The organism is Acinetobacter guillouiae, assembly GCF_002370525.2.
Lineage (GTDB): Bacteria > Pseudomonadota > Gammaproteobacteria > Pseudomonadales > Moraxellaceae > Acinetobacter > Acinetobacter guillouiae.
The window spans coordinates 1661766-1686895 of the sequence record NZ_AP014630.1; the positions used below are offsets into that span (position 1 = coordinate 1661766).

A 25130-nucleotide genomic window follows, 5' to 3' on the forward strand; every position below is an offset into this window, starting at 1 on the left:
ATGCTCATTTTTTTTATGAAAAAAATCTAATGATTTCTAAAATAAATTTTATGCAATGAATTTTCATCTTTCACAGTATTCCGCACTGATTGGATAATCCTCGCAGATTTTGGACAGACGTTAAATACCTTTCACAGACATGATAACGCTAACGGTTAGGTCTGGAGTGGATGAAATGTCAGGTCAATATATTGAAGTAAAAACACAAACAGGGAAGTCATTTGCTGGGTATTTGGCAATTGCAGAAGGTGGAAAAGGGCCTGGAATTGTACTGTGTCAGGAAATTTTTGGTGTGAATGCAGCAATGCGTATCAAGGCTGATTTTTTGGCTGAGGAAGGTTATACCGTATTGGTACCAGATTTATTCTGGCGGACTGCACCCCGCATTGAACTGGGTTATACCGAGCAAGATTTTCAAAAAGCCTTCGAGCTTTATCAACACTATGATGAAGATCAAGGTGTAGAAGATATTCAAGATAGCTTGAATTTTCTCAAAACTTTAGAGAGTTGCGATGCCAGTGCAGGCTTAGGTGTCGTGGGATATTGTCTGGGTGGAAAACTGGCGTATCTGGCAGGTTGTCGTATTCCTGAAGTAGCCTGTGCAGTGGGTTATTACGGGGTAGGAATCGAGAAGACACTCGATGAACTTGAAAATGCAAAAGGGCGAGTAGTTTTACATATTGCTGAATTAGACAAGTTTACACCGCCAGAGGCACGCCAAAAGATTCTGGATGCTGCCGCCCAATATAGCAATGTTCAGGCTTATGTCTATGAGGGTGTAGATCATGCCTTTGCCCGACCAAACAGCGAACATTATCACAAACCCTCCGCACGTTTTGCTCATGAACGCAGTATTACCGCACTGCATCAAAGTATCGGACCAGTTTATGATTTGGTTGCACTTTGGGAAGCGCATATCCGTTATGAATTTGATACACGCGATGTACCTGCCACTATGGCAACCATGGTGGCGCAACCCTATGTCAATCATATTCCAACATTGACAGGTGGTGTGGGATATAGCCAACTTGCCCGCTTCTATCAATATCACTTCGTTCATCAAAATCCAAAAGATATGAAGATCACGTCGATCTCACGCACTGTCGGTTCAACACAGGTGGTGGATGAATTCATTATGAGTTTTACCCATGACAGTGAAATTGACTGGTTACTGCCGGGCGTCGCGCCAACAGGAAAGTATGTTGAGATTCCTATGCTGGGTGTGATCCAGTTCCGTGGCCCAAAACTCTGCCATGAACATATCTACTGGGATCAGGCATCCGTTCTGGTTCAAATTGGATTACTCAATCCTAAAGGATTACCTGTTGCTGGTGTAGAAACTGCTCAAAAACTACTGGATGAAGATTTGCCATCCAATACCCTCATGCCGTCTTGGTCAAGCAGTGAAGGCAAATCGTTTTAACTATGTAGGAGTGGAATATGGATATTCAATTGAATCAGAAAGTCGCTGTGGTCAGTGGCGGCGCAACCCTGATTGGTCAGGCCGTGGTTCAAGCACTGGTCGATGCAGGCGCAAAAGTCATTATTCTGGATATTGACCAACAAGGACAGCAAGTGGCGGATGCCATGCACGGGCAAGCGCAATTTATTCAAACTGATTTAAGCAGTGATGTGGCGATTGTAAACGCAGTAAAAACAATTCACGACAGCTTTGGCAAAGTTGATTATTTGGTCAATCTGGCCTGTACCTATCTGGATGATGGCTTTAAATCCTCACGTGAAGACTGGTTACAAGCATTGAATATTAATCTGCTTTCGGCAGTCGAATTGACCCGTGCGTTTTATGAGGATTTAAAAACCAAGCATGGTGCGATTGTCAATTTTACCTCGATCTCCGCCAAATTTGCACAAACAGGACGTTGGCTTTATCCCGTTTCAAAAGCAGCGATGCGACAACTCACCCAGTCCATGGCAATGGATTTTGCAGCAGATGGGGTACGAGTTAATTCAGTATCACCTGGTTGGACATGGTCACGGGTGATAGCTGACGTCAGTGGCAATAACCGAAGCAAAGCTGATGCCGTAGCAGCTGACTATCATTTGTTGGGACGTCTAGGTCATCCCGAAGAGGTGGCCAATGTGGTGCTGTTTTTACTCTCGCCAGCCGCAAGTTTTGTGACAGGCGCAGATTATGCCGTCGATGGTGGTTACTCCGTCATGGGGCCTGAAAGGAATCAACCAGCTATTCCACGTTTAGCCGATGAAGCGTGATAGCAAATCAAACATTTAAAACACTCAATGAATTAAAAAATATGGGAGAACCATGATGCGTCGTATCGCTATAGTAGGAGCGGGTCAATCTGGATTGCAGCTCGGTTTAGGATTATTAGACACAGGTTATGAGGTGACGATTGTCACTAACCGTACTGGTGATGAAATTCGTCAGGGCAAGGTTATGTCGAGTCAGTGTATGTTTCACACAGCCTTGCAAACAGAGCGTGATGTTGGACTTAATTTTTGGGAAGAGCAATGTCCAGCGGTTGAAGGGATTGGATTTACACTGGTCAACCCAGAAACAAAACAGCCTGCCTTTGCATGGAGTGCGCGATTGGAGCGTTATGCACAATCGGTAGATCAGCGCGTCAAAATGCCGTACTGGATGGAAATGTTTGAGCGTCGTGGTGGTCAGTTGATTATTCAAGATGTTGGGATAGAGGAACTGGAACAGCTCACTGCTGAATATGAGCTGGTCTTACTGGCCGCAGGTAAGGGGGAAGTGGTTAAACAGTTCGAGCGTGATGAAGCGCGTAGTTGCTTTGATAAGCCACAACGCGCGCTTGCTTTGACCTATGTAACAGGTATGAAGCAAATGTCGCCGTATTCTCGTGTGACTTTTAACGTGATTCCAGAAGTGGGTGAATATTTCTGTTTTCCTGCGCTTACAGTTACAGGTGCTTGTGAAATTATGGTGTTTGAAGGCATTCCCGGTGGGCCGATGGATTGCTGGCAAGATGCGAAAACACCAGAACAGCATTTGCAAATGAGTAAAGATATTTTAAACAAATATGTGCCTTGGGAAGCAGCACGTTGTGAAAATATTGAATTAACCGACGCTGGTGGCTATCTGTCTGGACGTTTTCCACCGGGAGTGCGTAAACCGATATTAACCCTGCCATCTGGTCGTAAAGTTTTTGGTATGGCCGATGCATTAGTGGTGAACGACCCAATCACTGGGCAAGGTTCAAACAATGCCGCCAAGTGTAGCAAAATTTATTTCGATGCCATTTTAGCGCATGACAATCAAACATTTACAGATGAATGGATGCAACAGACATTTGAACGTTATTGGGCATATGCCGAAAAAGTCGTGGCTTGGACCAACAGTTTATTGTTGCCACCACAACCGCACATGATTGAGCTTTTGGCGGCGGCTGAGCAGAACCATGCCATTGCTTCGAGTATTGCCAATAATTTTGATAATCCACGCAATTTTGCTCCATGGTGGTTTGATCCAGAACAGGCGCAACGTTTTATCGAATCGAAAAGCTGTCAAAAAGTGGCTTAACAGGGAAGCAAAGTCAAAGGTGAATGTTATGAATATCAACACATCGCAGGAACTGGATTTAAAACCGATTGATACGGAAAATCCAAGAGAAATCCGCAACCTGTTAGGGCAGTTTGCTACGGGGGTTACGGTGATTACAACCCGTGGACGAGATGGGCGAAAAATTGGGATGACAGCCAACTCGTTTTCTTCACTATCACTCGATCCGCCGCTGATTTTATGGAGTTTGTCAAAGACTGCACCAAGCTTATTGGATTTTACTGAGGCCGAATATTTTGCGATTCATATGCTGGCACAAGAACATCACTCACTTTCAGGGCATTTTGCCCGTGGTTCAGAGGATAAGTTTGCCAACATTGCACATCGTGAGTGTGAGCGCGGTTTACCGTTACTAGAAGATGTATTGGCAACATTGGTATGTAAAAACGTAAATCAATATGAAGGGGGGGATCATCTGATTTTTATTGGTCAGATTGAACATTATCAACATCGTATTGGTGAGCCTTTGGTGTTTCATGCGGGCAAGTATCGTATTGCTGCAGCGCATCCAGAACTGAGTATTTAACAGCAACAATCACGATCAATTTTGATCGTGATTTTTTTCGGGGATCGAAAATGAAAAATAATGTGATCAAAAGAGGTTTTCTTGCTGGAACAGTGGTCTTAACAGCGGTTGCAGCACAAGCATATGATTTGCCGACGGTGAATTTGGGCATGACCAGTTTTCTGGATGGTGGACTGCCTGCTGGGCCGGGGTGGTATTCTCAAACGTATCTGCAAAATTATGATTCGAACAAGTTAAAAGACAATCAAGCTCATCGGTTAGCTTTACCCAAGACCGACTTAAATTATCAAGTCATTGTTGAACAAGTCAGTTATCTGTCCGATGTGCGTGTAGGTGAACACGTATCGTTAGGATTGAATGTGCTGATTCCATTTGTCAGCAAAATGGATATGGATGATGGTTTAAATAATGCCGCGATTAAAGCCCAAGGGGGTTTTGGTGATCTGATGATTGGGCCATTTATCCAGTTTGACCCAGTCATGGGCAAAGATGGGCCCAAATTCGTACAACGTTTTGAATTTCAGGTTAATTTACCGACAGGGAAATATGATCAGAATAAAAATATTAATCCGGGCAATAATGCCGTCTCATTTGATCCATACTGGGCAGCAACTTATTGGTTTAATCCAAAGTGGACGGTTTCTACACGTCTGCACTATTTGTACAATTTTAAAAATGATGATCCAAATTATAGCTTCGGTCTTGCAGATGATATTCAGGCAGGGCAAGCGATCCATGCCAATTTTGCAACCGACTATGCGCTTACACCACAATTACGCTTAGGGATCAATGGTTACTGGCTCAAGCAAATTACTGACACGGAAGTAGAGGGTGAAAAATTAACAGGCACACGTGAACAAGTGTGGGCGATTGGACCGGGGGCGATGTATAGCTTTTCTAAACATGATCATATCGTGACAAATGCCTATTTTGAACAGGATGCAAAAAATCGTCCTGAAGGAACTCGTTTGCAATTACGTTATATTCATCACTTCTGATTTGAAACGCTATGGCAACATACTGACAGATATACTTGACCTATTTAGATACGTCTAAATAGGTTTTTTAATTTTTTATAATGAATAAAATCTCTTTAACTAAATCTCATCGGTTGCTTAAGAATACGGCTTAAACCTAAGATCTTGCTGTTCAAGGGTGCTACGGCGTGTACAAGAAGGTAATTCACCATAACGACGTTTATATTCCTGAGAAAAACGCCCAAGATGACTAAAGCCCCATTTAAACGCGACATCTGTGACTGAGACATGCTCATTTTGTAGGAGTTCCATATGCGCTTGTTCAAAACGCAACTCTTTTAAGTATGACATTGGCGTGGTGTTTAAAAAGCTTTTAAATCCTGCAAATAAAGTACGTACGCTTACGCCTGCCTGTTCAGCCAATTGTTCAATGGTTAAATTTGCGTGTAGATTTTCACGCATATAGGCTTCAGTACGTTTGACAAAATAAGGTGAAATGGCTTTTTCTCTGTACTGATCGATTTGATGCAATAAGCTGTTGGCTTGGCCGTAAATCAGGGCATTAAATAGACTGGATTCAAACTGCTTAAATGCCATTGGGTGATGCAAAGGGTGCTGTTCACAAGCAAGCGCATCCATCAATGTACGCATCAATTGGAAAAAATAAGCACCGCCTTGGGTAGAAAGATCAAGCTTGGGTTCAAAAATAGGAGGGTGCTGCTGTGCGTCTGGAAGATGCTGGCGACAGTGCTGTAAAAGGTCATCTTTATCAATTTTGAGAATCAGCTGTGGTGAGTTGGCATGCCAGCGCATTTTTAGCGATTGTTCTGGTGAAATTAGAGAGGCAACTTGCGGATAAGAAATAAATTTTTGTTGATTCATTTCAATTTCTGCATATCCCTGTGTTGGGATTTGAATCAGATAAAATTTTTCTAAATGGTCAGGTTCAATATAGACATCGGCACTGTATTCAAGACGACTGATGGATAATCGTCCTGCTTTAAGATGGTGCATGGATGAGTGAAAATCGTTTTGTTGTTGTACGATTTTTAATAGATGCGGTTTGAAGATTTGCCCAACACTTTTGCAGGTTTCGCCCAAGTCTTGATGCTGAAAGACTAAGTTTTGCGATGAAAAAATGGGGCATTGCTGTAAATGACGTCCATTGAATTCCATAGTAGGATCGACCTGACTCATAAATATTCCTTTTGGCTGGCTTGTTTATTACAGCTAATCTTTATGTCACATGATGACCTGATTAAAAATGCACTAAACAATACTTAAAACTTTAAGTGGCTGGCAGTGATATAAAGAGTTAAGCAAAAAATAGACCAAGTAAAATACCGCGATACAACATATTTTTAGTCTAGTTTGGCGTGATCAAATCAATAAAAACGTCATGGTATTTTTAAAAAATAAAGGATAGCGTTGATCATGCTTTGTACTCTTTATATGATCCTATTCCTTAAGATCTATCTCTATGTATAGCAAATCTGACTAAAATGATCAATTTATTTTTGGTTGTTTTTATTAGCTTAACTCATTGAATAATATAATTATATTAAAAATCCTCATATTATTTTAAATATCAGGATATCACAAAACTGAAATATTCAGACGACGTAGAAAAAATATCCAAATTCCATCAATAAATCATCCTATGATTTCGCTATTTAATAAGTTTTGTTGCCCAAATAAGATTTGAATCATCTTGAGCTTAACCCTGCTGTGAGTTGGTGTCATATCTTAAGATATGACACGCATTTTGTTGTTAAAACTAAGTTCTAACCGTATTGCTCTGTAAGAATTTCTCACTGTAAATCGAACAATCTTCGATAGACTGCTCATCTAGCCAAGATTTGACGGCTTCGATCATCGGTGGCGGGCCACATAAGTACATGTCGAAGCGTTGTTGTTGAAGTTGTTGTTTATCCAGATGTTGATGGATATAGCCTGATTTTCCTTGCCATAGTTTTGAGGCGCTTGAAATGATCGGATGATAACTAAAGTCTTTGATCTTTTCTGCATAAGCGATCAAACGCTTTTGTTCACATAGATCGGCTTCTGTATTGACACCATAATAGAGTTGCACTGAGGGTTGATTTGGTTGATCGGCAATATTATCGAGCATACCTAAAAAAGCCGATAAACCTGTACCACCTGCAATAAAGATCAGAGGGCGTTCAGCTTCACGTAGATAAAAACTACCTAAAGGCGCTTCCATCATCAGGCTTTGTCCAATCTGACAACGTTCTCTGAGATAATTACTCATTACACCATCTGGCAGCAGACGAATTAAAAACTGAAGTTGATTGTTGGCATTGGGACGGTTGGCAAATGAATAAGAACGCCAATCGTCAGTCTCTGGAATTTGTAAACGTGCATATTGACCTGGTAAAAAATTCAGTTCCTTGTCAAAACTACTGGCATCGAGATGCAAAATCGCGGTGGTTTCTGAAACCAATTCAACAGCAGTAACCACTGTGGTGATTTTTAAAGCTTCACCCGCATTACAGATTTCGGAACTATGATCGAAATAAAAAGCGGCATTAGACTTAACCCGTGTTTGGCAAGCCAGCATTTTACGTTCAGCCAAATCACGTTCGCTTAATGCATCCTCATCGACATATTCTTGTTCATAAATACCCGTTTCACATTTTCCCTGACAGGTTCCACAAACGCCTTCACGGCAGTCAAGCGGAAGGTGGATTCCTTGACGAACTGCTGCATCCAACAGTAATTCGTCTTCCTGTACCGCGATAAAAAATGTTCTACCATCGGCAAAGTTGAGTGCAACAGAATGACTCATTGTATTTCTCCTTAGACGTGATAGAAATCGAGAACCGAATCTATCTTGTCATTAAGCAATACGCTGTGTTGACGACGAATACGGAAGCTATCTTCAGTTGGACGAAGCAAATAAGTGGCATGACCATAAAAGCATCCTTCAAGGCCCTGACGATTATAAAGCGTGCGCCAGCTTACCTTTGCCTCGACTAAACCATCTTCTTGAGTCTTTACTTGTACATTGTGAATATTATGTTGAGTGCGTGGTAAAGGCGTTGCAGAAGCTGCTTTTCCAGTGCGGATACGGAACACACGATCTTCAAGTCCTGAACGATCGGGGTAATAAATATAGGACAAGCCTTGATTGGGATCCTCAACGTAGTGATGGTCATCAATCCATTGTGGGATATGATATTCGCTGTCTTCATCATAGAGTTCGAGATAAGCATCCCAATCATAGCGATCACAAAGTTCCGCTTTTTTATAAAGGAATTGAGAAACTGCAAAATGAAGTTCTAGAGACATGGTTACACCTCATCCGTAACAGATTGATTTAAAAAAGTGACTTCTTGCATCTTAAGTGCTTTTTTATTGAGTCCATTGAGGAGCAGGCGTTGCCAGTGACCATGCTGGTTGACATATAATCCTTCATGGGTAATTTCACGTCCTGTGATCACCGGTTCAATACCAAGGTCTTGTGAATTTTGTGATGGGCCATAATTCCATTGATGATAACCGCGTGAGATATCACTCCAGCGTTCTAAACGCCCCTGAAAACCTTTTTGCTGTTCACGGAATTCCACCAGATCATCTGGTGTACCCAATCCTGATACATTGAAAAAGTCTTCAAATTGGCGAATACGGTTACGACGTGCTTCCGCTGATTCACCTTTGACACCAATACATTGGCTGATAACTTCAGTTTTATTCCACGCCACTGGACGGACAATACGCAGTTGTGAACTGATCTGATCCATAAAGAACAGGCTTGGATAAAGGTTGAGGTTACGTAAACGATGCATGGCCCATTTAGCGCGTTTTTCCCCAAATCTTTCCAGCAGATAAGGCATCACCACATCATAACCAGGACGTACTGCTGAATTTGGCATATCGCTAAACAGCACACTATGCCCATTTTTAAAGCTAAACCAGCCATCGTCAGTTTCGGCATCACCCGCACCTAATTTACTGTAATCGAGTGTGTCGAGTTCACTGCCATTGGCTGCATTGACTTGCTGGCGATGTTGAACGGTGGAAACATAGTTATAATGCACGGTACTAACGTGATAGCCATCCAGACCATTTTCATTTTGTAGTTTCCAGTTGCCTGCAAAAGTATAAGCAGATTTACCTTGTAATACTTCAAGCTCACCTGTTGGTGATTGATCAACCATCAAGTCAAGAAACACTTTAGTATCACCTAAAAAGTCTTCTAGTGAATCTGTGGCCTGAGTATCCAGACTGACAAAAACAAATCCACGATAGCTGGCAATACGGCCTTGTTTTAAACCACGGCTGGATTTATCAAAATCTTCACAATATTCATTTGGCGCTTTGACCTTGACTAAACGGCCATCCGACTTATAACACCAAGCATGAAACGGGCAGGTGAATACAGACTGATTACCTTTAGCCACACGGGTCAAGGTTGCACCACGATGCTCACAGGCATTGACCATGGCATGTAGTTCGCCTTTACCATCACGGCTGATAATGATCGGCTGACGGCCAATCTGTACTGTAATGAAATCATTGTTATTGGCAATTTCACTTTCATGGCAAGCGTAAATCCAGACTTTTTCAAAAATGAGTTCCATTTCGAGATCAAACAGTTCTGGTTCGGTAAACATATCGCGAGCAATTCGATAAACACCATCATTTGGTCGAAAATCGATACAGCTGTGTACAAAATTTTGCCATTCGGCGAGGTTACGTGCAGTCATGGGCTCTTCCTCTATCCAATCAGTCCTTTGTTTGATTGAACCGCGATTTAAAGAAGGGCTCTATCCAGATTTTCCATGTGTTTATCCACTTTATGCAGATTAAATGCTTAGATACATTTTTGTTGAGGAGATTGCGATAGGATTTTCAATCTGTTTTATACATAACAAGATGCATACTTTTGAAATAAATAGGGTCTGTTAACAATTCGTCTATGTTTGCGACTATGTGTGTTTTTTAGGCGATACTAGGCACGAAATACGAAATTTAGTCATTCTAAATGAGTAGTTCGTAACGACGTAGCGGCAAAAAACACGCTAGTCCCCCCGCTGCGCCTTGCGCTGTAAACAAAGCAGTGCTTTGTTCTTGCTCAGGGTTGTGGCTAAAATTATCTCAGCCTTCGTTATGAAACTCGAAAATAGTCTCGCTATTCTCTTCATTTCATGCCTTGTCTGCTCAATTTTTGCCTACAACGCAAGCCATTTATGAAATGTCAACAGACCCTCATATTTTTGAATTGAACTTCGCCGTAAATTTGTTTTTAAGTAAAATTTTAATGATGGGGATGAAAACAGACAAAGTGTTTGCCAAAAACGGGGGACTAAGCTTTAAGTCGCAACTCAATCATTTATATTCTAAATTGATATCTTATTGAACTTAAAGCGTTGCATTGGAAAATGAAGTTATTATGACTTACAGCTATTTAAGGTAAAAAAGTCTCCTGTAAGTAACTCCATAGCATTTTTCCTTGAATTTCTTCAATCAGCGCACAAGAACGTCGAACTAGAATTCCTGATTCCTTGGTGTGTTTTTCAGTATAGGTGAGAACAATGCTTTGTTCACTTTGCATCAAAATTTGTTCATCATAAATTTCGATCTTTAGATCTGGCATCTTGCCCTGATTATTGCTAAACAGCCCTTTGACATCGGCCAAGGAAAAACGCTTTCCAGCTGCACCGACCATCTCAAAATGATCGGAAAAATATTCAATAAGTAGGGGAAGATCTTGTTCTGTATGTTTCCCGTTAAAAATACGTTCAATCAGTACGTGCATGCTATGTATACTTTCAATTGCATCTTGTTTTGACAGTGGCATATCCATTTCCTATGAGAGATGTATTTTTTATATTATGTAAAAATAAATGTAAAATTCAATATTATTTTAAAATTAAATTTTTAACGTATGTTTCAAGATCGCTCCCAAAAATAATTTCCAATTTAAAAAACATAGCATCTTATTGATATCTATTGTTTTAAATAAAATGAATTTGTTCGAGTTGAGCATTGTGACGCAAAAGGTATAACTATATACTTAAAATAACATGGAAAATTCCATGTAAAAATAACTATAGTAGGCTAAGCTTTTCTTTATGAAGGTGGATAGGAAATGGATATTTCCTCTAATACGCGACGTCTTCTTAAAGATACCAATCATAAAAATGCATGGACAAGGAAGAAAAATGGATACTCATTCACCAGAGTCAACAGGCTCTCATTCAAATACATATGCATGGTATGTTGTTTCACTTTGCATGTTGGCTTATATCTTTTCATTTATAGATCGGCAAATACTGGCACTGATGATTGAACCGATTAAGGCTGATCTAGGTTTGTCAGACACCCAATTTAGTCTATTACATGGTCTTGCCTTTTCATTGTTTTACGCCTTTATGGGGTTGCCACTGGCCTATTTGGCAGACCGATTTTCTCGACCAAAAATTATTGCAGTCGGGGTGGTGTTTTGGAGCATTGCAACTGCATTCTGTGGCTTAAGTAAAAACTTTATTCAACTGTTTTTAAGCCGTATGGGGGTTGGAGTGGGAGAAGCTGCTTTATCTCCAGCAGCGTATTCAATGTTTAGTGATATGTTCAGTAAGGACAAATTAGGCCGTGCTGTTGCAGTATATTCAATTGGTTCATTTGTCGGTGGAGGGATTGCTTTTCTGGTCGGCGGTTATGTGATTGGCTTGCTTAAAAATATGGACACCATTCAGGTTCCTTTATTTGGTGCATTAAGAGCATGGCAGGCGGCATTTATTATCGTGGGCTTACCTGGGGTGTTTATTGGCTTACTGGTGTTACTTACGGTGAGAGAACCGCAACGCAAAGGTCAGCGTTTAAATGCACAAGGTCAAGTTGAAAAGACCAATATGAAAGATGCGTTTAAGTTTATCAAAAAACATAGTCGTACTTTTACTTGCCATTATTTAGGTTTTACCTTCTATGCAATGGCGCTGTATTGCTTGATTAGTTGGTCACCTGCATTTTACATGCGTAAGTTTGGCCTTACACCGACAGAAGCAGGCTATATGCTAGGCACGGTGTTATTGGTGGCAAATATTCTTGGCGTATTCTGTGCAGGCTGGCTCAATGACTGGTTTATTCAAAAAGGACGTAAGGACGCGCCAATGATTACCGGTGTGATCGGCATCGTGGGATTAATTTTACCAATTATGGTGTTTACCCAAGTCAATGAGCTGTGGCTTTCTGTGGTATTTCTGGTCCCTGCCATGTTTTTTGCCTCTTTCCCTATGCCAATTTCAACCACAGCAATGCAAATGCTGGCACCGAATCAGTTGCGTGCACAAATCTCAGCTGTATTTTTGCTGATTAGTAATTTGGTTGCAGTTGGAATCGGTACCACGTTGGTGGCATTGATTACAGATAAAATCTTTGAAAATCCACTGATGGTGGGGATGTCTTTGTCTATCGTGGGTACGATTTCATGTGTGTTGGCATTTATCTTATTGAAAAAGGGCTGTAAGGCATTTAGCGCCAGTATGCAGCAGGAACATGCCTCTTAATTTAATGGTGTTCTCAATCAGTCACAACGCCCATTCTTTGTAATGGGCTTTGTGACTTGTTTGGTCAATCCATAATCAGGGAGTGAAAGGATGGAACAGTTTTTCAAGTTGGATTATCTAAATGAGCTGTTGTTGTTTAAATCGGATGATTATCAAACCATTAAAGATCAGGTCAGTTATTATTTAAGCCCTCATCGTTTTGAAGTGGAAGTACGTGAACCGTTAAATACCCGTTTAAATGGTTTTCGCTTTGGAAATTGTGCCTTGTACGATCTTAAATATAGTGCCCCTGTGATAATCACCATTGATGAAGTTTCCGATTTTTATTTATTTCGTTTAACACTGGAAGGCCAATGTAAAGTCGGTATAGAAGACCAACAGGTGCTACAGTCAGTCGGGATTATGTCGATTACGCATCCGCATACTCAACAGCAAATCCAGACCAATCAGCATTGCCGAAATATTATTTTAAAACTTGCTCAACATGATGTAGAAACCCAATTGTTTAAAATGTTGGGGCATACCAGTCATGAACCGGTTATCTTTGATATGAGCTTGTCCTGTACCGAGGAAGGCATAGACTCGATTATTGAAACCCTCAATTATTTGTGCCATGCCTATTATCATATTCAAAACTGGAGCTTTATCTCTGCGAGTTTTACCCAGTATTTAATCGAACTAATTTTATTAAAGATCCCAAATAACTATAGTGACCAGCTTAATTTGCAAAGACAGCATATTTTGCCCGGCTATCTGAAAAAAGCACAAAAATATATTCAGAATCATTTAGAACAACCGATTTCATTAGCAGATTTAAGTCAGTGTTGTGAGGTGTCGATCCGCACATTGCAAAAAGGCTTTAGCCAGTATTTACAACAAACCCCAGTCGAGTATATCCGTGATCAGCGACTTGAACGGGTACATGTGGCTTTACAGCATGCTCAGAGTAATGAAACAGTGACGGATATTGTGTTGCGTCACGGCTTCCAAAGTATAGGGCATTTTTCCACACTATATAAAAAACGCTACGGGTGTTTACCTTCTAAAACTTTAAAAATGAGTCCTGTTCAAATGAGTACAATGCTTTCGTAAACTGAACACGTGTTGCGTGTTTGGATAAGCCAGCAGTTTATTGCGCTTCTATGATGAATTGAAATAAATCAGGAAGAGCAATGATGAAAATTACAGTTTTAGGTGGCGGTCATGGATGTTATGCAGCTGCGGCAGAAATGGCTGAAAAAGGGCATGAGGTGCTGTTATGGCGCCGTGATTCAGATGCTTTGCAACAACTTGCTGCCACTGGGCAATTAAAGATTAAGGATTATCAGGGCGATCGTACTGTGACGGTGGGTTTTGAAAAGAGTCAGATTAATTTGTCTGATGATTTGCAAAGCGCCATTGAACATGCCGAGTTAATTATTATTCCATTGCCTGCGACCACACATGATGATTTAGCCCGTCAAGCAGCGCCATTTTTTAAAGCAGGGCAAGTGGTGTACTTACCACCAGCGACATTTGGTAGTTTTATCTTTGCCAAGGCGATGCAACAAGCAGGCAACACTGCGCAAGTGGCATTTGCAGAAACGGGAACTTTGCCTTATTTGGTGCGTAAACATGGGGTGAATCAAATTGTGATTAGTGGTTATGCGACCCGTTTACCAACAGGCGTATTTCCAAGCGTGTTGTCACAACAGGCATTTCAAGTGCTTAAGCAGGCATATCCTAGCGTTGAACCCGTTGAGGACAGCTTAAGTGGGGCATTGATGAATGCTGGACCCATTATTCATCCTCCTTTAATTCTGATGAATGCGGGTCCGCTTGAACATTTTGACGCATGGGATATTCATAACGAAGGTACTCAACCCTCAATTCGCCGTGTCACCAATCAACTCGATGCGGAACGAATGCAAGTACGTGAAGCATTGGGATATGTCGCACCACATTTTCCTTTGGCGGATCATTATAATCATGAAGGTGAGGGTGATGAATGGATGTATGGACGTGGGGCACATGGAAAATTAACCGACAGCGGTGACTGGCGTGAGGATATCGACTTAGATTCACATCGCTATATGTTAGAAGACACTCGTTTAGGATTATCTTTTTTAGTTTCTGTGGGACGTTGGGCAGGTGTCTCAACCCCTGTTGCTGAAGGATTGTTGAATATCGCGTCAGCAGTCACGGGTAAGGATTTATATCAACAAGGACGTACTTTTGAGCGTTTAGGTCTTGCGGATAAAAGCCCAGCAGAACTGCAAGTGATTTTGCAACAAGGAGTCTAAAATGCAGATGATCGAAAAAATTGCGGTGCTCGGTGCTGGACGTATGGGCAAAGCCATTGCGATTGCTTTTGCCTATGCAGGACTAAACGTTGATTTGATTGATGCCAAACAGCGCAGTGAAGCTGAATTTGAACAATATCAAACTCAAATTGGTGCTGATTTACAGCAAGAGTTACAGTTGCTTGAGAAAATTCAGTTTATTCAAGCAGATCAGCAAACTTTTGTTTTGGATAAGATTGCGATTTTATCTAAACAGGCTGCTACAGGCATATTGCCAAGCTGTGTGTTGATCCTTGAGGCTGTACCAGAAGTAAAACAAGCCAAACAAGAAATTTTTGCTTGGCTGGATCAATATCTTTCACAGCAGTGTATTGTGGCTTCGACCACCTCCACATTTTTAGTGACGGATATTGCGCAAATGATTTCGCATCCTGAGCGAGTGGTCAATGCACATTGGCTAAATCCTGCTTATCTCATGCCTTTGGTGGAGTTAAGCCGTTCTGAGCAAACCTCAGATGAGGTGCTGACTCGGCTTAAGCATTTCCTACAGCTGATTGGTAAAGTACCTGTGGTTTGTAATGCCAAGGCAGGCTATATCGTGCCAAGGATTCAGGCCTTGGCAATGAATGAAGCGGCACGTATGGTTGAAGATGGAGTCGCTTCAGCAGAAGATATTGATATTGCTATTCGTACCGGTTTCGGTTTGCGTTTTTCTGTTTTAGGCTTATTGGAATTTATTGATTGGGGCGGTGGCGATATTTTGTATTATGCCTCGCAATATTTGCAAAAAGAGCTGGGTGAGCGTTTTCGTACACCTGAAATTATTGCGGAAAATATGCGTCAGCAGCGTAACGGCCTACGTGAAAAGCAGGGCTTTTATAATTATGCGGATGTGGATATTCATCAATATAAACAAGATGTCTTACGAACCTTTTCAGATCGAATTGAAAAAAGTAAGTTAAAACCACCGTTTAATATTTTACAGTCCACAACGTGATGAACTGAACAATTCGCCCATTGCATTCAGCAAATGGGCGTTTGTTTACAGCTTTTAGCTTGATGGCATCAAATTGAATAGCTTTTTCAACTGTGCATTTAACTGATGCAATTCCTCATCTTCAAAGGCATTTAAAATCCCAGATAAAGTCACTTGGCTGATTTGATTGATCTGCTCCACCAATTCTTTACCTTTGTCTGTGAGCTTGACCATCGAGATACGTTCATCAGACTCTGAAGAAAAAACCTGCACAATATCATCTTCAACTAGGCGATAAATGGCTTTGGTTGCTGTGGTCAATTTAAGGGTAGAGAGGTTGGCAATTTCGGTAATACTGGCTTGTTGCAAAGCATTGGTACTTAAAATGATTTTACGACGTGTATTGTCGATACCTAGTTTTTTTATTGACTTTTCAATAAGTTGTGTATATTTACCATTCACTTGAGAAATCCAAAAGAAAGGATAGCTTTGTAAACTGCTAGGTTCATTATTAGGTAGAAATTGTTCTAAATGAGTAAGCATAGCAAAGTGATAACTTTATAAAGATGAATATTCATCATTATACAAAAATTAAAGAAAAAATCTTTGCTCTTTCTGATAAAAACATCTTGACAATTACATTACTTTTTCCGATATTGGTATTAAGTACAAAAATACATGGAAAAGTGAATGAATATTGTTGTACAAGACGTACAAATAGGACGCGGTGCTTTAAAAGTCATGGTGAAAGATTCCATTGATATTCAAGGTCTAAAGACCATGATCGGGAGCAAAGCCTTGATGGATAAGCCTTCTGCAACAAAAAATGCAGAAGTGGTAGAGCGTATTTTGGCAGCGGATTGCCAAATTACCGCAAAAACCAATCTACATGAGTTGGCTTTTGGAATTACCGGGATCAATCCTGTTTTTGGCACTGCAATCAATCCTCAATATCCTGATCTAATTCCAGGTGGTTCATCGAGTGGGTCTGCTGCTGCCGTAGCCGCAGGTCTGGCTGATTTTACTTTAGGTACCGATACTGGTGGTTCAATTCGTATGCCAGCGGCATGTTGTGGGGTGTATGGTTTTAAGCCGACATTCAATCGCGTCAGTCGTCAAGGGATACATCCAGCCATGAGTTCGTTGGATTGCGTGGGACCATTTGCCGCTTCGGTTGCAATGATTGAAACCGCAATGCAGATAATTGATCCAAGCTTTCATGCTTTGGAAAAATTAGCGCATACGCCGAAACTGGCTTGGCTTGAGGTAAATGCAAATCCAACGGTATTGAACTGTATTCAGCATTTTCTTGCTCAGGCGAATCTGCCAGCTACACCAGTGAAATCTGAATGGTTTGAACCTGCTTATGATGCAGGGATGCAAATCATTAATTATGAAAATTGGCAGGCGTATGGTGAATTAACTAAAACTGGTTTGCTGGGTGACGATATCCATGCTCGCTTGCTCAAATCTGCGCAAACCACGGCGCAACAAGTAAAAGAGGCGGAAGCGGTCAAAGCACAATTTATCAATGAAATTGATGGCTTATTGGAAAAATATGATGCCGTGTTACTGCCAACCCTTCCGCAAATCCCACCCAAATTAATCGATGCAGAACATATGGTTGCACTGTTGAACTTAACTTCATTGGTGCGTCCATTCAATTTATCTGGACATCCGGCAATTTCAATACCGCTCAAAACCAGCGAAGGGCAACCAGTGGGTTTACAAATCGTGGCGAAACGAAATTCGGATGAACTGCTGTGTGCAATTGCGAAATATATCGTGGATGCCGCGCAATAAATGACAAGGAGTTGGGTAATGAATGATTTATCGACAAAGGAATTTGTAATGGACACAACAATAACGGAATTAGAAGCACTCTGTCAGGAGATTCGAGAACGTGCTTGTACAGGCGAGTTCGATAACCAAGCGTATGTGAGTCAAGACATCATCGATAAGTTGAAACAGATTGGAGTCTATCGTGCATTGGTACCGAAACGTTTTGGCGGCAATGAATGGTCACCTCAACAGTTTTGTGAGTTGATTGAACGTTTGTCTAAAGCAGATGGATCCGTGGGCTGGGTTGCGAGTTTTGGGATGAGCCCTGCTTATTTGGGTAGCCTGCCTGAAGCAACGCTTGAAGAATTATATAAAGAAAGCCCAGATATTGTATTTGCAGCAGGTATTTTTCCACCGCAACCCGCAGATTTAAGAGCTGACGGCGTGGTGGTAAAAGGTCGATGGAAATTTTCAAGTGGTTGTATGGGGGCCGATATTATTGGGGTGGGGATTAGTCCACAGGTCAATAACACCACACAAGGTCTCCCACGTTTAGCAATTATTCCTGCAAAACAAGCGCAAATCGAAATGACTTGGGATACGGTCGGTTTAAAGGGAACAGGCAGTCATGATCTGTTGGTGGATAATGTCTTTGTAAACAATGACTGGACCTTTATTCGCGGTGAACCGTCTAAACTTTCGGAACCATTTTTTAAATATCCATCACTGTCATTGGCAACACAGGTGTTAACTGTGGTTGGGATCGGTGTTGCAGCAGCAGCGTTGGAAGAATTCCAAAAGTTAGCGCCTGGCAAATCATCTATCACAGGTGGTGCTGAAATTGCCAGTCGCCCAGTCACTCAATATGAATTTGCCCAAGTCGAAGCTGAGTTTAAAGCAGCGCGTGTTTGGTTCTACGACACTATGCAAATCGTTTGGAATGAAATTATTGCAGGTGGTACGCCAACGCCAGAACAGATCAGTGAGATGCGTTTGTCTTGTACCCATGTTGCTCGAGTTTGCGCACGCGTAACGCGCAAAATTCAAATGCTGGCGGGCATGACTGCAATTTATACCCATAACCCATTTAGCCGTTTTGTGAATGATACCAATGTGGTGACTCAGCATGCCTTTATGGGCGATGCCACTTTACAAAATGCCGCTTTGGTGAGCTTTGGTATGCAGCCAGCACCCGGTTATTTATAAGCCGAATTTAAATAATCACGAGATGTCCAAGGATGAATATGACATGAATAGCCAGATGGATTTGACCGTTATCTTACAACGCTTAGAGCAGCTCGAAGCGCAAAACGCGATACGTAATTGTATTCATCGTTATATGGAAATTTGTGATGGATTAAATGTCAAGACTGACCTCAATGAATTAATGGATTTATTTGATCAGGACAGTATTTGGGAAGGGATTGGTGAGAAATATGCGCAATCTTTTGGTCGCTATGCTTCATGGCAAGCCATTTTTGACATGTTTAAAAGTTATACCCAAACCGAATCACATTTTGTGATGAATGCGCATTTTGTCAGTTCAGAACAAATTTATATTGCAGGCGATCAGGCCAATGCAAGCTGGTTGATGTTGCAAACCTCGACCTTTCTCAATGGAGATAGCCATTTAAATGCCGCAAAACTCAGTGTGAAATTTAAACAGCAAACCGATGGTCTATGGAAGATCAAACATTTTCAGACTGAAAATATTTTTAGTCGCCCCGTGTCTCACTGGAACAGTACAGCGATATTGCCAGTACCGTCTCAGTAATAAGTTATGGATAAATTGAAAAGGATAATGGATATGAACAGTATTATTCCAATGCAGAATATTAACATTGATTACAGCGAGTTAGTTCAAAGTGATCGTGCGCATACCTCTTTATATAAAGATGCACGTGTCTTTGATGATGAAATGGAAAAGATTTATTACAGCACTTGGGTTTGGGTGGCACATGCCAGCGAAATTCCAGATGGTGGTAGCTATAAAACCATCAATATTGGTAAGCAACCTGTGGTCGTTGTACGTGACCGTAAGAAAAAAGTCCATGTATTGCTCAATCGTTGCCGCCATCGTGCAGCAACGGTATGTGAACATAAAAAAGGCAAAACCAACAGTTTTGTTTGCCCATATCACGGATGGAGCTATGCACTGGATGGTTCATTACGTGGTGTACCTTCACCTGAAAGTTATGGTGAATGTCTGGATAAATCAGAGTTTCCATTGATTAGCCTACGTGTTGAAGAATACAACGGTATGATTTTCGCCACCTTTAAAGACGATATTGAACCTTTAGCGGATTTCTTGGGCGCTGCGAAAAAATGGATTGATTTGTTTATGAAACAAGGCGCAGGTTATCCAATTAAAGTATTGGGTGAACATCGTTTCCGTTTCCCAGGCAACTGGAAAATTCAACTGGAAAACACCACCGATGCCTATCATTTCCCACTGGTACATAAGTCATTCTTAAGTTCAGTCGATGAGAAGACTGAAGAATTATTTAATTTTGAAAATCAACCTGGCTATGTTGAAGACTTAGGCAATGGTCACAGTGTCATGGTGATGATTCCTGAGCTGGTGGATTTAGATGAAGAGTTGATGGAACGCCCAATTCAGGAACGTTTTGAAGAGCTTGCACAAGCGTTACGTGATGAAGGACATGAAGAACTTGAAGTACGCCGTATTGTACGTGCTGTGGGTGGTTCTGGGTTTAACTTAAACCTGTTCCCGAACATTGCCTGTTCAATGGCGTTCTTCCGTGTTATGCAACCGATTTCAGTCAATGAAACTGAAATTCACCATTCTGTGATCACGATGGATGGTGGTCCACAGATTGCCAATCAATATCGCTTACGTCTACATGAACATTTCCAAGGTCCATTTGGTTTCGGTACGCCTGATGACTCAGAAGCGTGGGAACGTGTGCAACATGGTGCCAATGCTGGTCATGATTTATGGATCATGTTGAACCGTGGTTTACCCGGCGAAGTAAAAACTGAAGATGGCTTAAAGAGCGATGTCAGTGCAGAAACTGGAATGCGCGCTGCTTATCAGCAGTGGAAAAAGATGATGACGGCTTAAGGAGAGTAGCATGAACATGAATTTGCAATTATTAAATGAAGTGACTGCTTTTGTTTGGGCTGAAGCTGACATGTTAGATCACAGTGAATACCGTGAATGGCTCAATCTCTGGAATGAAAAAGGCGTGTATATCATTCCGATTGATCCGACGCTGAAGGATTATGAAAACAATTTGAACTATGCCTATGACAATAATCATATGCGTACATTACGGGTCGAACGTTTGGAAAATGGTGAAGCGATTTCGACTGCACCCAAAGCCAATACCGTCCGTAGCGTGTCACGTATCCGTGTCGTAAAAGATGAGGATGGTGAAATCATTTTACGTTGTGCACAAAACCTCCGTGAATTCCGTAAGGAAAGCTTAAAACATTACACCGCAGATGTGATTTTTCATTTGGTTCGTGATCCAGAACAAGGCTTTAAGATCAATCGTAAAATTATCAACTTAGTCAACTCGACCGATACTTTGGCGGGTATCAGTTACATCCTCTAGGAGCGCAAAAAATGAAACAGGTTGTTTTAGTCACGGGCGCAGCGTCTGGTTTAGGGAATGTAATCGCCGAATATTTTGCAGCACAGGGGCATCAAGTGATTGTCTCTGCCAGCAGCTTAGAAAAGGCTGAAAATGCCAAAGCACGTAGTCCTAATGCGGAGAATATGTTTGCGTTAAAACTGGATATTTCAGTTGAGCAAGATTTTCATGCCGCAGTGCAGTGGATTCAACAAAAATTCAGCAAATTGGATGTGTTGATTAATAATGCGACGGTCACCAAGGCAACCCCTGTTTTAGAGATTACTGCAGCTGACTTCGACTGGATCACCCAAGTGAATCAGCGAGGAACCTTTCAGGCATGTCAGATTATTGGCAAATATATGGCAGATCAAGGCTATGGCCGTATCGTCAATTTGGCTTCATTGGCAGGGCAAAATGGAGGTACTGCAACAGGAGCACACTATGCTGCAACTAAAGGTGCAATTGTGACTTTGACCAAAATCTTTGCCAAAGAGTTTGCTGCTAAAGGCGTGACTGTAAACGCCATAGCACCTGGGCCAATGGAATCACCAATTGTACACAGTGTGGTATCTGACGAGAAAATGGCGCAATTTATTCAAAATATCCCAGTCAAAGCATTAGGTAGTATGGAATTTATTGCTGAAACCTGTGCCTTGTTGGCAAGCCCAAGCGCTGCATTTGTCACTGGGGCGACGTGGGATATTAACGGTGGATTATTTATGCGTTAAGCCTTGGGCGAGATGCATAAAAGGGAGATAAATCATGGCTACACTCTATAACGTGGTTGTCAGAAACCGTCATGTAGAAGGTGGGAATGTTGCAGTCATGGAGTTTGAATCTGCAAATTCTGCCACATTACCAAAAATTGAAGCAGGTGCGCATATTGATGTGCACTTACCCAATGGTATGGTGCGTCAGTACTCACTATGCCAAAACCCAAAAGATGTTGGCATATTCAGATTGGGGATTTTACGCGATCCAGAATCGCGTGGTGGTTCAGTCTCGGCTTTTGATGATTTAAAAGATGGGATGCAAATACAGGTCAGTGAACCGAAAAACCTGTTTCCATTAATCAAAGCCAAACATGCTGTACTGGTGGGTGGGGGGATTGGAATTACTCCTTTGATCACTATGGCATATCAATTGGTACAAGAAAATGCATCTTTTGAACTGCATTATTGCGGGGCAAGCCCAGAGCAATGTGCCTTTGTCGATGAAATTAGAAATAGTGTATTGGCGCCCTTTACCACTTTCCATTTTAAATCGGAAGGGGCCAGCCATCGTGAGTTTTTTCAATCTGCCATTCAGGACATAGACAAAGCAAGCCATATCTATACCTGTGGTCCCAATGGATTTATGGATTGGGTGATTAATTTGGCATTGACGCAAAATTTTCCTGAGCAACAGATTCATAAGGAATATTTTCAGGTTGAGGTTGAAACCAACGGTGATGCATTTGAAGTTGTTGCTGAGCGTAGCGGCAAGATCATCATGGTCAATGCCGAAGAAACCATTCTGCAAGCACTGGCACGTGAAGGGATTGAGATTGAAATGTCTTGCGAACAGGGCGTCTGCGGAACCTGTATGTGCGATGTGATCGAAGGTGAGCCTGATCATCGTGATGTGTATTTTACTGATGAAGAAAAAGCCAGTAATGAACAAATACTGGTGTGCTGTTCCCGTGCAAAGTCAGCACGATTGGTACTGGATATTTAATTGCTTTTAACAGGACGAAGCAATTTCAGATACCGAGCTAAATAGGATAAAAGATTCAGGAGAGAATAATGAATTCATTAAAATCAATGGATGAAATCAAAATAGATCCAATGCAATTTAGACGGGCATTGGGTAATTTTGCTACAGGTGTGACCATTGTGACGGCACAAAATGAGCAAGGCGAGAAGGTTGGAGTCACTGCAAATAGTTTTAACTCAGTGTCTTTAGACCCACCACTCATTTTATGGAGTATCGATAAAAAATCATCGAGTTTTTCTGTATTTGAGCAAGCTACGCATTTTGCGGTAAATATTTTATCGGGTTCTCAAATTGAGTTATCCAATAAGTTTTCCCGTCGCAATATCGATAAGTATGAAGGCACAAGTTATCAGGTTGGTGCAGGTCAATCACCAGTTCTAGACCATTGTTCAGCAGTGTTTGAATGTGAGCGACATGAAATTATTGAAGGTGGTGATCACTGGATTATTATTGGCAAAGTCGTTAAGTTTCATGATCAAGGGCGTAGTCCGTTGGTGTATCACCAAGGCGCGTATTCAGGTGTGATTCCTCATCCATTATTACAGCTTAAAGATACTGTAGAAGCAGAAGACTTAGGCGAATTACATCAAGGGCATTTATATAGTAATGTCTGCTATTTAATGAGTCGGGCGTTTAAATTTTATCAGACTGATTATATTCCGAAGCAGTTAATCACTGGATTTCGCACCAGTGAAGCAAGATTATTATTGGTGTTAGGCAGTGGTACTGCATCCAATAAAGCAGATTTACCACGTGATATTGCCATGCCGATGCGTGAGATCGAACAAGCTGCGCTTATCTTACAAAAAGATGGTTTATTGATTGAAACGGAAGGTTTTTTTAAGTTAACGGAAAAGGGCAAGAAAACCGCACATTATTTATTTGATATTGCCGATAGCCATCAAAATGAAGTTTTTGAAAAATATCCTGAAAATGAAAAGGAAATTTTTATTAAAATTTTAAAGGATATTGCGGGGATTGTATAAGGCTTAACAAGCTGATAGGTTGTAAGGGTCTATCAGCTTTAGACTATTCGCTATTTATATAATAAACAAAAGAATTTATGAGCGAGAAGTATATTTAATATCGATTTTTGAACAGTTTAAACCGTAAAACAAGGAAGTGAGCGGATGAACCAATATGTACGTGATGCACTAATAACTTGGACGCGTAATATCAAAAATGTTTGCGGTAATTTTGAAACAGATTTTGATGGTACACGTGATTTGTTCATTGGCGAAGTCGAATGTTTTTTATTGGGCGATACTGAGATCGCTTTTATTAAAAATAATGCAAACAAAATTGTCCGAAAAGCGGATGAAATTGATCGAGTAAATAATCGTTTTTGTTTTTTGATTTTGCAGTATTCAGGCAAAATACAGTTGAACTATAAAAATGAAACCTTGATTCTCAATGAGGGCGATATTGTATTACTCGACCCAGTTGAAACAATTTCTATGTTTCCACAAGGCTTAGTCAGTCAAATTTCTGTGCATCTGTCGCGGGAAAAATTGCTGAAAGAAAATATTAGTTCTGAATATTTTGGCAAACTCATTACGCAAAATATGAGTGGTTTTTTACTTAAAAATATTATGAAAAATATGTCTGCTGAAAACATTAAACTTTGGTATGCAACTGAAGATGGCAATGCTTTTGAAGATGCCTTGATTGCATTAATCAAGCCGACAATTAATTATAAAAATATGCATGATTCAAATAATCTTATGGAAAAAGCCGAGCGCTATATTATTGAAAATTTAGCCAAACCTGATCTGACACCTAAGCTGATTGCTGAGCATATTGGTGTATCATTACGGCATCTTTATCGATTATTTCTTCAAGAAAATTTATCGATTAACAAGTATATACAGCTCAAACGCTTAGAAAAAATTAAAGCAGATTTGCTTGATAAAAAAAATAAGCAAAGCTCGATTACCCAAATTGCTTTGAAATGGGGATTTTGGGATGGCGCGCATTTTTCAAAAATCTTTAAAAAAAATTATGGTGTCTCTCCTAAAGAATTTAGAGAGCATGTCTTGACTTAAGTCTTTTGTTTTTTGATGTCACTTCTAGACAAGTTCGAGGTCATTCCTGAACAAGCTAGCCCCATGCAAGTGTGTTGAAATTAAATCG

At 40.9% G+C, this 25130-nt stretch carries 24 protein-coding genes; 18 read left to right on the forward strand and 6 right to left on the reverse strand.

Annotated elements, in window-relative coordinates:
- The first annotated feature begins 175 nt into the window (after positions 1–175).
- From AS4_RS07615 to AS4_RS07635, 5 genes are read left to right on the forward strand one after another with little or no spacing between them, the layout of a single operon-like run.
- Positions 176–1423, forward strand: coding sequence for a dienelactone hydrolase family protein (locus tag AS4_RS07615; protein WP_004820381.1), 1248 nt, complete (start codon positions 176–178; stop codon positions 1421–1423).
- A gap of 17 nt (positions 1424–1440) precedes the next feature.
- On the forward strand, positions 1441–2232 hold the full coding sequence (locus AS4_RS07620) for an SDR family oxidoreductase (protein WP_034614154.1): 792 nt from the start codon (positions 1441–1443) through the stop codon (positions 2230–2232).
- Between the two features lie 55 nt (positions 2233–2287).
- On the forward strand, positions 2288–3526 hold the full coding sequence (locus AS4_RS07625; protein WP_096733758.1) for a styrene monooxygenase/indole monooxygenase family protein: 1239 nt from the start codon (positions 2288–2290) through the stop codon (positions 3524–3526).
- Between the two features lie 28 nt (positions 3527–3554).
- Positions 3555–4091 carry a flavin reductase family protein gene (locus AS4_RS07630; RefSeq protein WP_004721623.1) on the forward strand — a complete coding sequence of 179 codons (537 nt, stop codon included), beginning with the start codon at positions 3555–3557 and terminating at the stop codon, positions 4089–4091.
- A gap of 50 nt (positions 4092–4141) precedes the next feature.
- Positions 4142–5089, forward strand: a complete 948-nt coding sequence (locus AS4_RS07635) for a SphA family protein (RefSeq protein WP_096733759.1) — start codon at positions 4142–4144, stop codon at positions 5087–5089.
- 117 nt (positions 5090–5206) lie between these two features.
- Here AS4_RS07635 and AS4_RS07640 read toward each other — a convergent pair whose 3' ends face one another.
- The 5 genes from AS4_RS07640 to AS4_RS07660 all read right to left on the reverse strand — a co-directional run bounded on the left by AS4_RS07640 (position 5207) and on the right by AS4_RS07660 (position 10892).
- Positions 5207–6265 carry an AraC family transcriptional regulator gene (locus AS4_RS07640; protein ID WP_004721620.1) on the reverse strand — a complete coding sequence of 353 codons (1059 nt, stop codon included), beginning with the start codon at positions 6263–6265 and terminating at the stop codon, positions 5207–5209.
- A 580-nt stretch (positions 6266–6845) separates the two neighbouring features.
- On the reverse strand, positions 6846–7877 hold the full coding sequence (gene antC / locus AS4_RS07645; RefSeq protein WP_096733760.1) for an anthranilate 1,2-dioxygenase electron transfer component AntC: 1032 nt from the start codon (positions 7875–7877) through the stop codon (positions 6846–6848).
- An 11-nt stretch (positions 7878–7888) separates the two neighbouring features.
- A complete protein-coding gene (gene antB, locus AS4_RS07650; protein ID WP_004721618.1) occupies positions 7889–8380 on the reverse strand; it encodes an anthranilate 1,2-dioxygenase small subunit in 492 nt (163 codons plus the stop codon).
- 2 nt (positions 8381–8382) lie between these two features.
- Positions 8383–9798, reverse strand: a complete 1416-nt coding sequence (antA, locus tag AS4_RS07655; RefSeq protein WP_034614163.1) for an anthranilate 1,2-dioxygenase large subunit — start codon at positions 9796–9798, stop codon at positions 8383–8385.
- A 701-nt stretch (positions 9799–10499) separates the two neighbouring features.
- Complete coding sequence (locus AS4_RS07660) at positions 10500–10892, reverse strand: DUF4440 domain-containing protein (protein WP_096733761.1); 393 nt, start codon at positions 10890–10892, stop codon at positions 10500–10502.
- Between the two features lie 364 nt (positions 10893–11256).
- Between AS4_RS07660 and AS4_RS07665 the strand changes: the two genes are divergently transcribed.
- The 4 genes from AS4_RS07665 to AS4_RS07680 all read left to right on the forward strand — a co-directional run bounded on the left by AS4_RS07665 (position 11257) and on the right by AS4_RS07680 (position 15879).
- Positions 11257–12600 carry a spinster family MFS transporter gene (locus AS4_RS07665; RefSeq protein ID WP_004721612.1) on the forward strand — a complete coding sequence of 448 codons (1344 nt, stop codon included), beginning with the start codon at positions 11257–11259 and terminating at the stop codon, positions 12598–12600.
- Positions 12601–12690: 90 nt separating this feature from the next.
- Positions 12691–13692: an AraC family transcriptional regulator gene (locus tag AS4_RS07670; RefSeq protein WP_096733762.1), complete on the forward strand. Its 1002-nt coding sequence runs from the start codon at positions 12691–12693 to the stop codon at positions 13690–13692.
- 83 nt (positions 13693–13775) lie between these two features.
- Positions 13776–14882, forward strand: coding sequence for an NAD/NADP-dependent octopine/nopaline dehydrogenase family protein (locus AS4_RS07675; protein WP_096733763.1), 1107 nt, complete (start codon positions 13776–13778; stop codon positions 14880–14882).
- 1 nt (position 14883) lies between these two features.
- Positions 14884–15879, forward strand: coding sequence for a 3-hydroxybutyryl-CoA dehydrogenase (locus AS4_RS07680; RefSeq protein WP_096733764.1), 996 nt, complete (start codon positions 14884–14886; stop codon positions 15877–15879).
- Between the two features lie 54 nt (positions 15880–15933).
- Here the strand turns inward: AS4_RS07680 and AS4_RS07685 are convergent, their stop codons facing one another.
- Positions 15934–16401, reverse strand: a complete 468-nt coding sequence (locus AS4_RS07685; protein WP_004721604.1) for a MarR family winged helix-turn-helix transcriptional regulator — start codon at positions 16399–16401, stop codon at positions 15934–15936.
- Positions 16402–16548: 147 nt separating this feature from the next.
- Here AS4_RS07685 and AS4_RS07690 point away from each other — a divergent pair, with 147 nt between their 5' ends.
- The 9 genes from AS4_RS07690 to feaR all read left to right on the forward strand — a co-directional run bounded on the left by AS4_RS07690 (position 16549) and on the right by feaR (position 25042).
- Entirely contained in the window at positions 16549–17661 is a 1113-nt protein-coding gene (locus AS4_RS07690) for an amidase (RefSeq protein ID WP_096733765.1), read from the forward strand.
- 18 nt (positions 17662–17679) lie between these two features.
- Positions 17680–18846 carry an acyl-CoA dehydrogenase family protein gene (locus tag AS4_RS07695; protein ID WP_096733766.1) on the forward strand — a complete coding sequence of 389 codons (1167 nt, stop codon included), beginning with the start codon at positions 17680–17682 and terminating at the stop codon, positions 18844–18846.
- A 43-nt stretch (positions 18847–18889) separates the two neighbouring features.
- Entirely contained in the window at positions 18890–19414 is a 525-nt protein-coding gene (locus AS4_RS07700) for a nuclear transport factor 2 family protein (protein ID WP_096733767.1), read from the forward strand.
- 33 nt (positions 19415–19447) lie between these two features.
- A complete protein-coding gene (locus tag AS4_RS07705) occupies positions 19448–20725 on the forward strand; it encodes an aromatic ring-hydroxylating oxygenase subunit alpha (protein ID WP_004721598.1) in 1278 nt (425 codons plus the stop codon).
- 10 nt (positions 20726–20735) lie between these two features.
- Complete coding sequence (locus AS4_RS07710) at positions 20736–21221, forward strand: aromatic-ring-hydroxylating dioxygenase subunit beta (protein WP_004721595.1); 486 nt, start codon at positions 20736–20738, stop codon at positions 21219–21221.
- An 11-nt stretch (positions 21222–21232) separates the two neighbouring features.
- Positions 21233–21970 (forward strand): SDR family NAD(P)-dependent oxidoreductase, encoded by a 738-nt coding sequence (locus AS4_RS07715; RefSeq protein ID WP_096733768.1) that lies wholly within the window; start codon positions 21233–21235, stop codon positions 21968–21970.
- A gap of 34 nt (positions 21971–22004) precedes the next feature.
- Positions 22005–22958: a PDR/VanB family oxidoreductase gene (locus AS4_RS07720; RefSeq protein WP_096733769.1), complete on the forward strand. Its 954-nt coding sequence runs from the start codon at positions 22005–22007 to the stop codon at positions 22956–22958.
- A 65-nt stretch (positions 22959–23023) separates the two neighbouring features.
- Entirely contained in the window at positions 23024–23983 is a 960-nt protein-coding gene (locus AS4_RS07725) for a p-hydroxyphenylacetate 3-hydroxylase reductase component (RefSeq protein ID WP_406565196.1), read from the forward strand.
- Between the two features lie 144 nt (positions 23984–24127).
- On the forward strand, positions 24128–25042 hold the full coding sequence (gene feaR, locus AS4_RS07730) for a transcriptional regulator FeaR (RefSeq protein WP_096733771.1): 915 nt from the start codon (positions 24128–24130) through the stop codon (positions 25040–25042).
- Positions 25043–25130 lie beyond the last annotated feature (88 nt).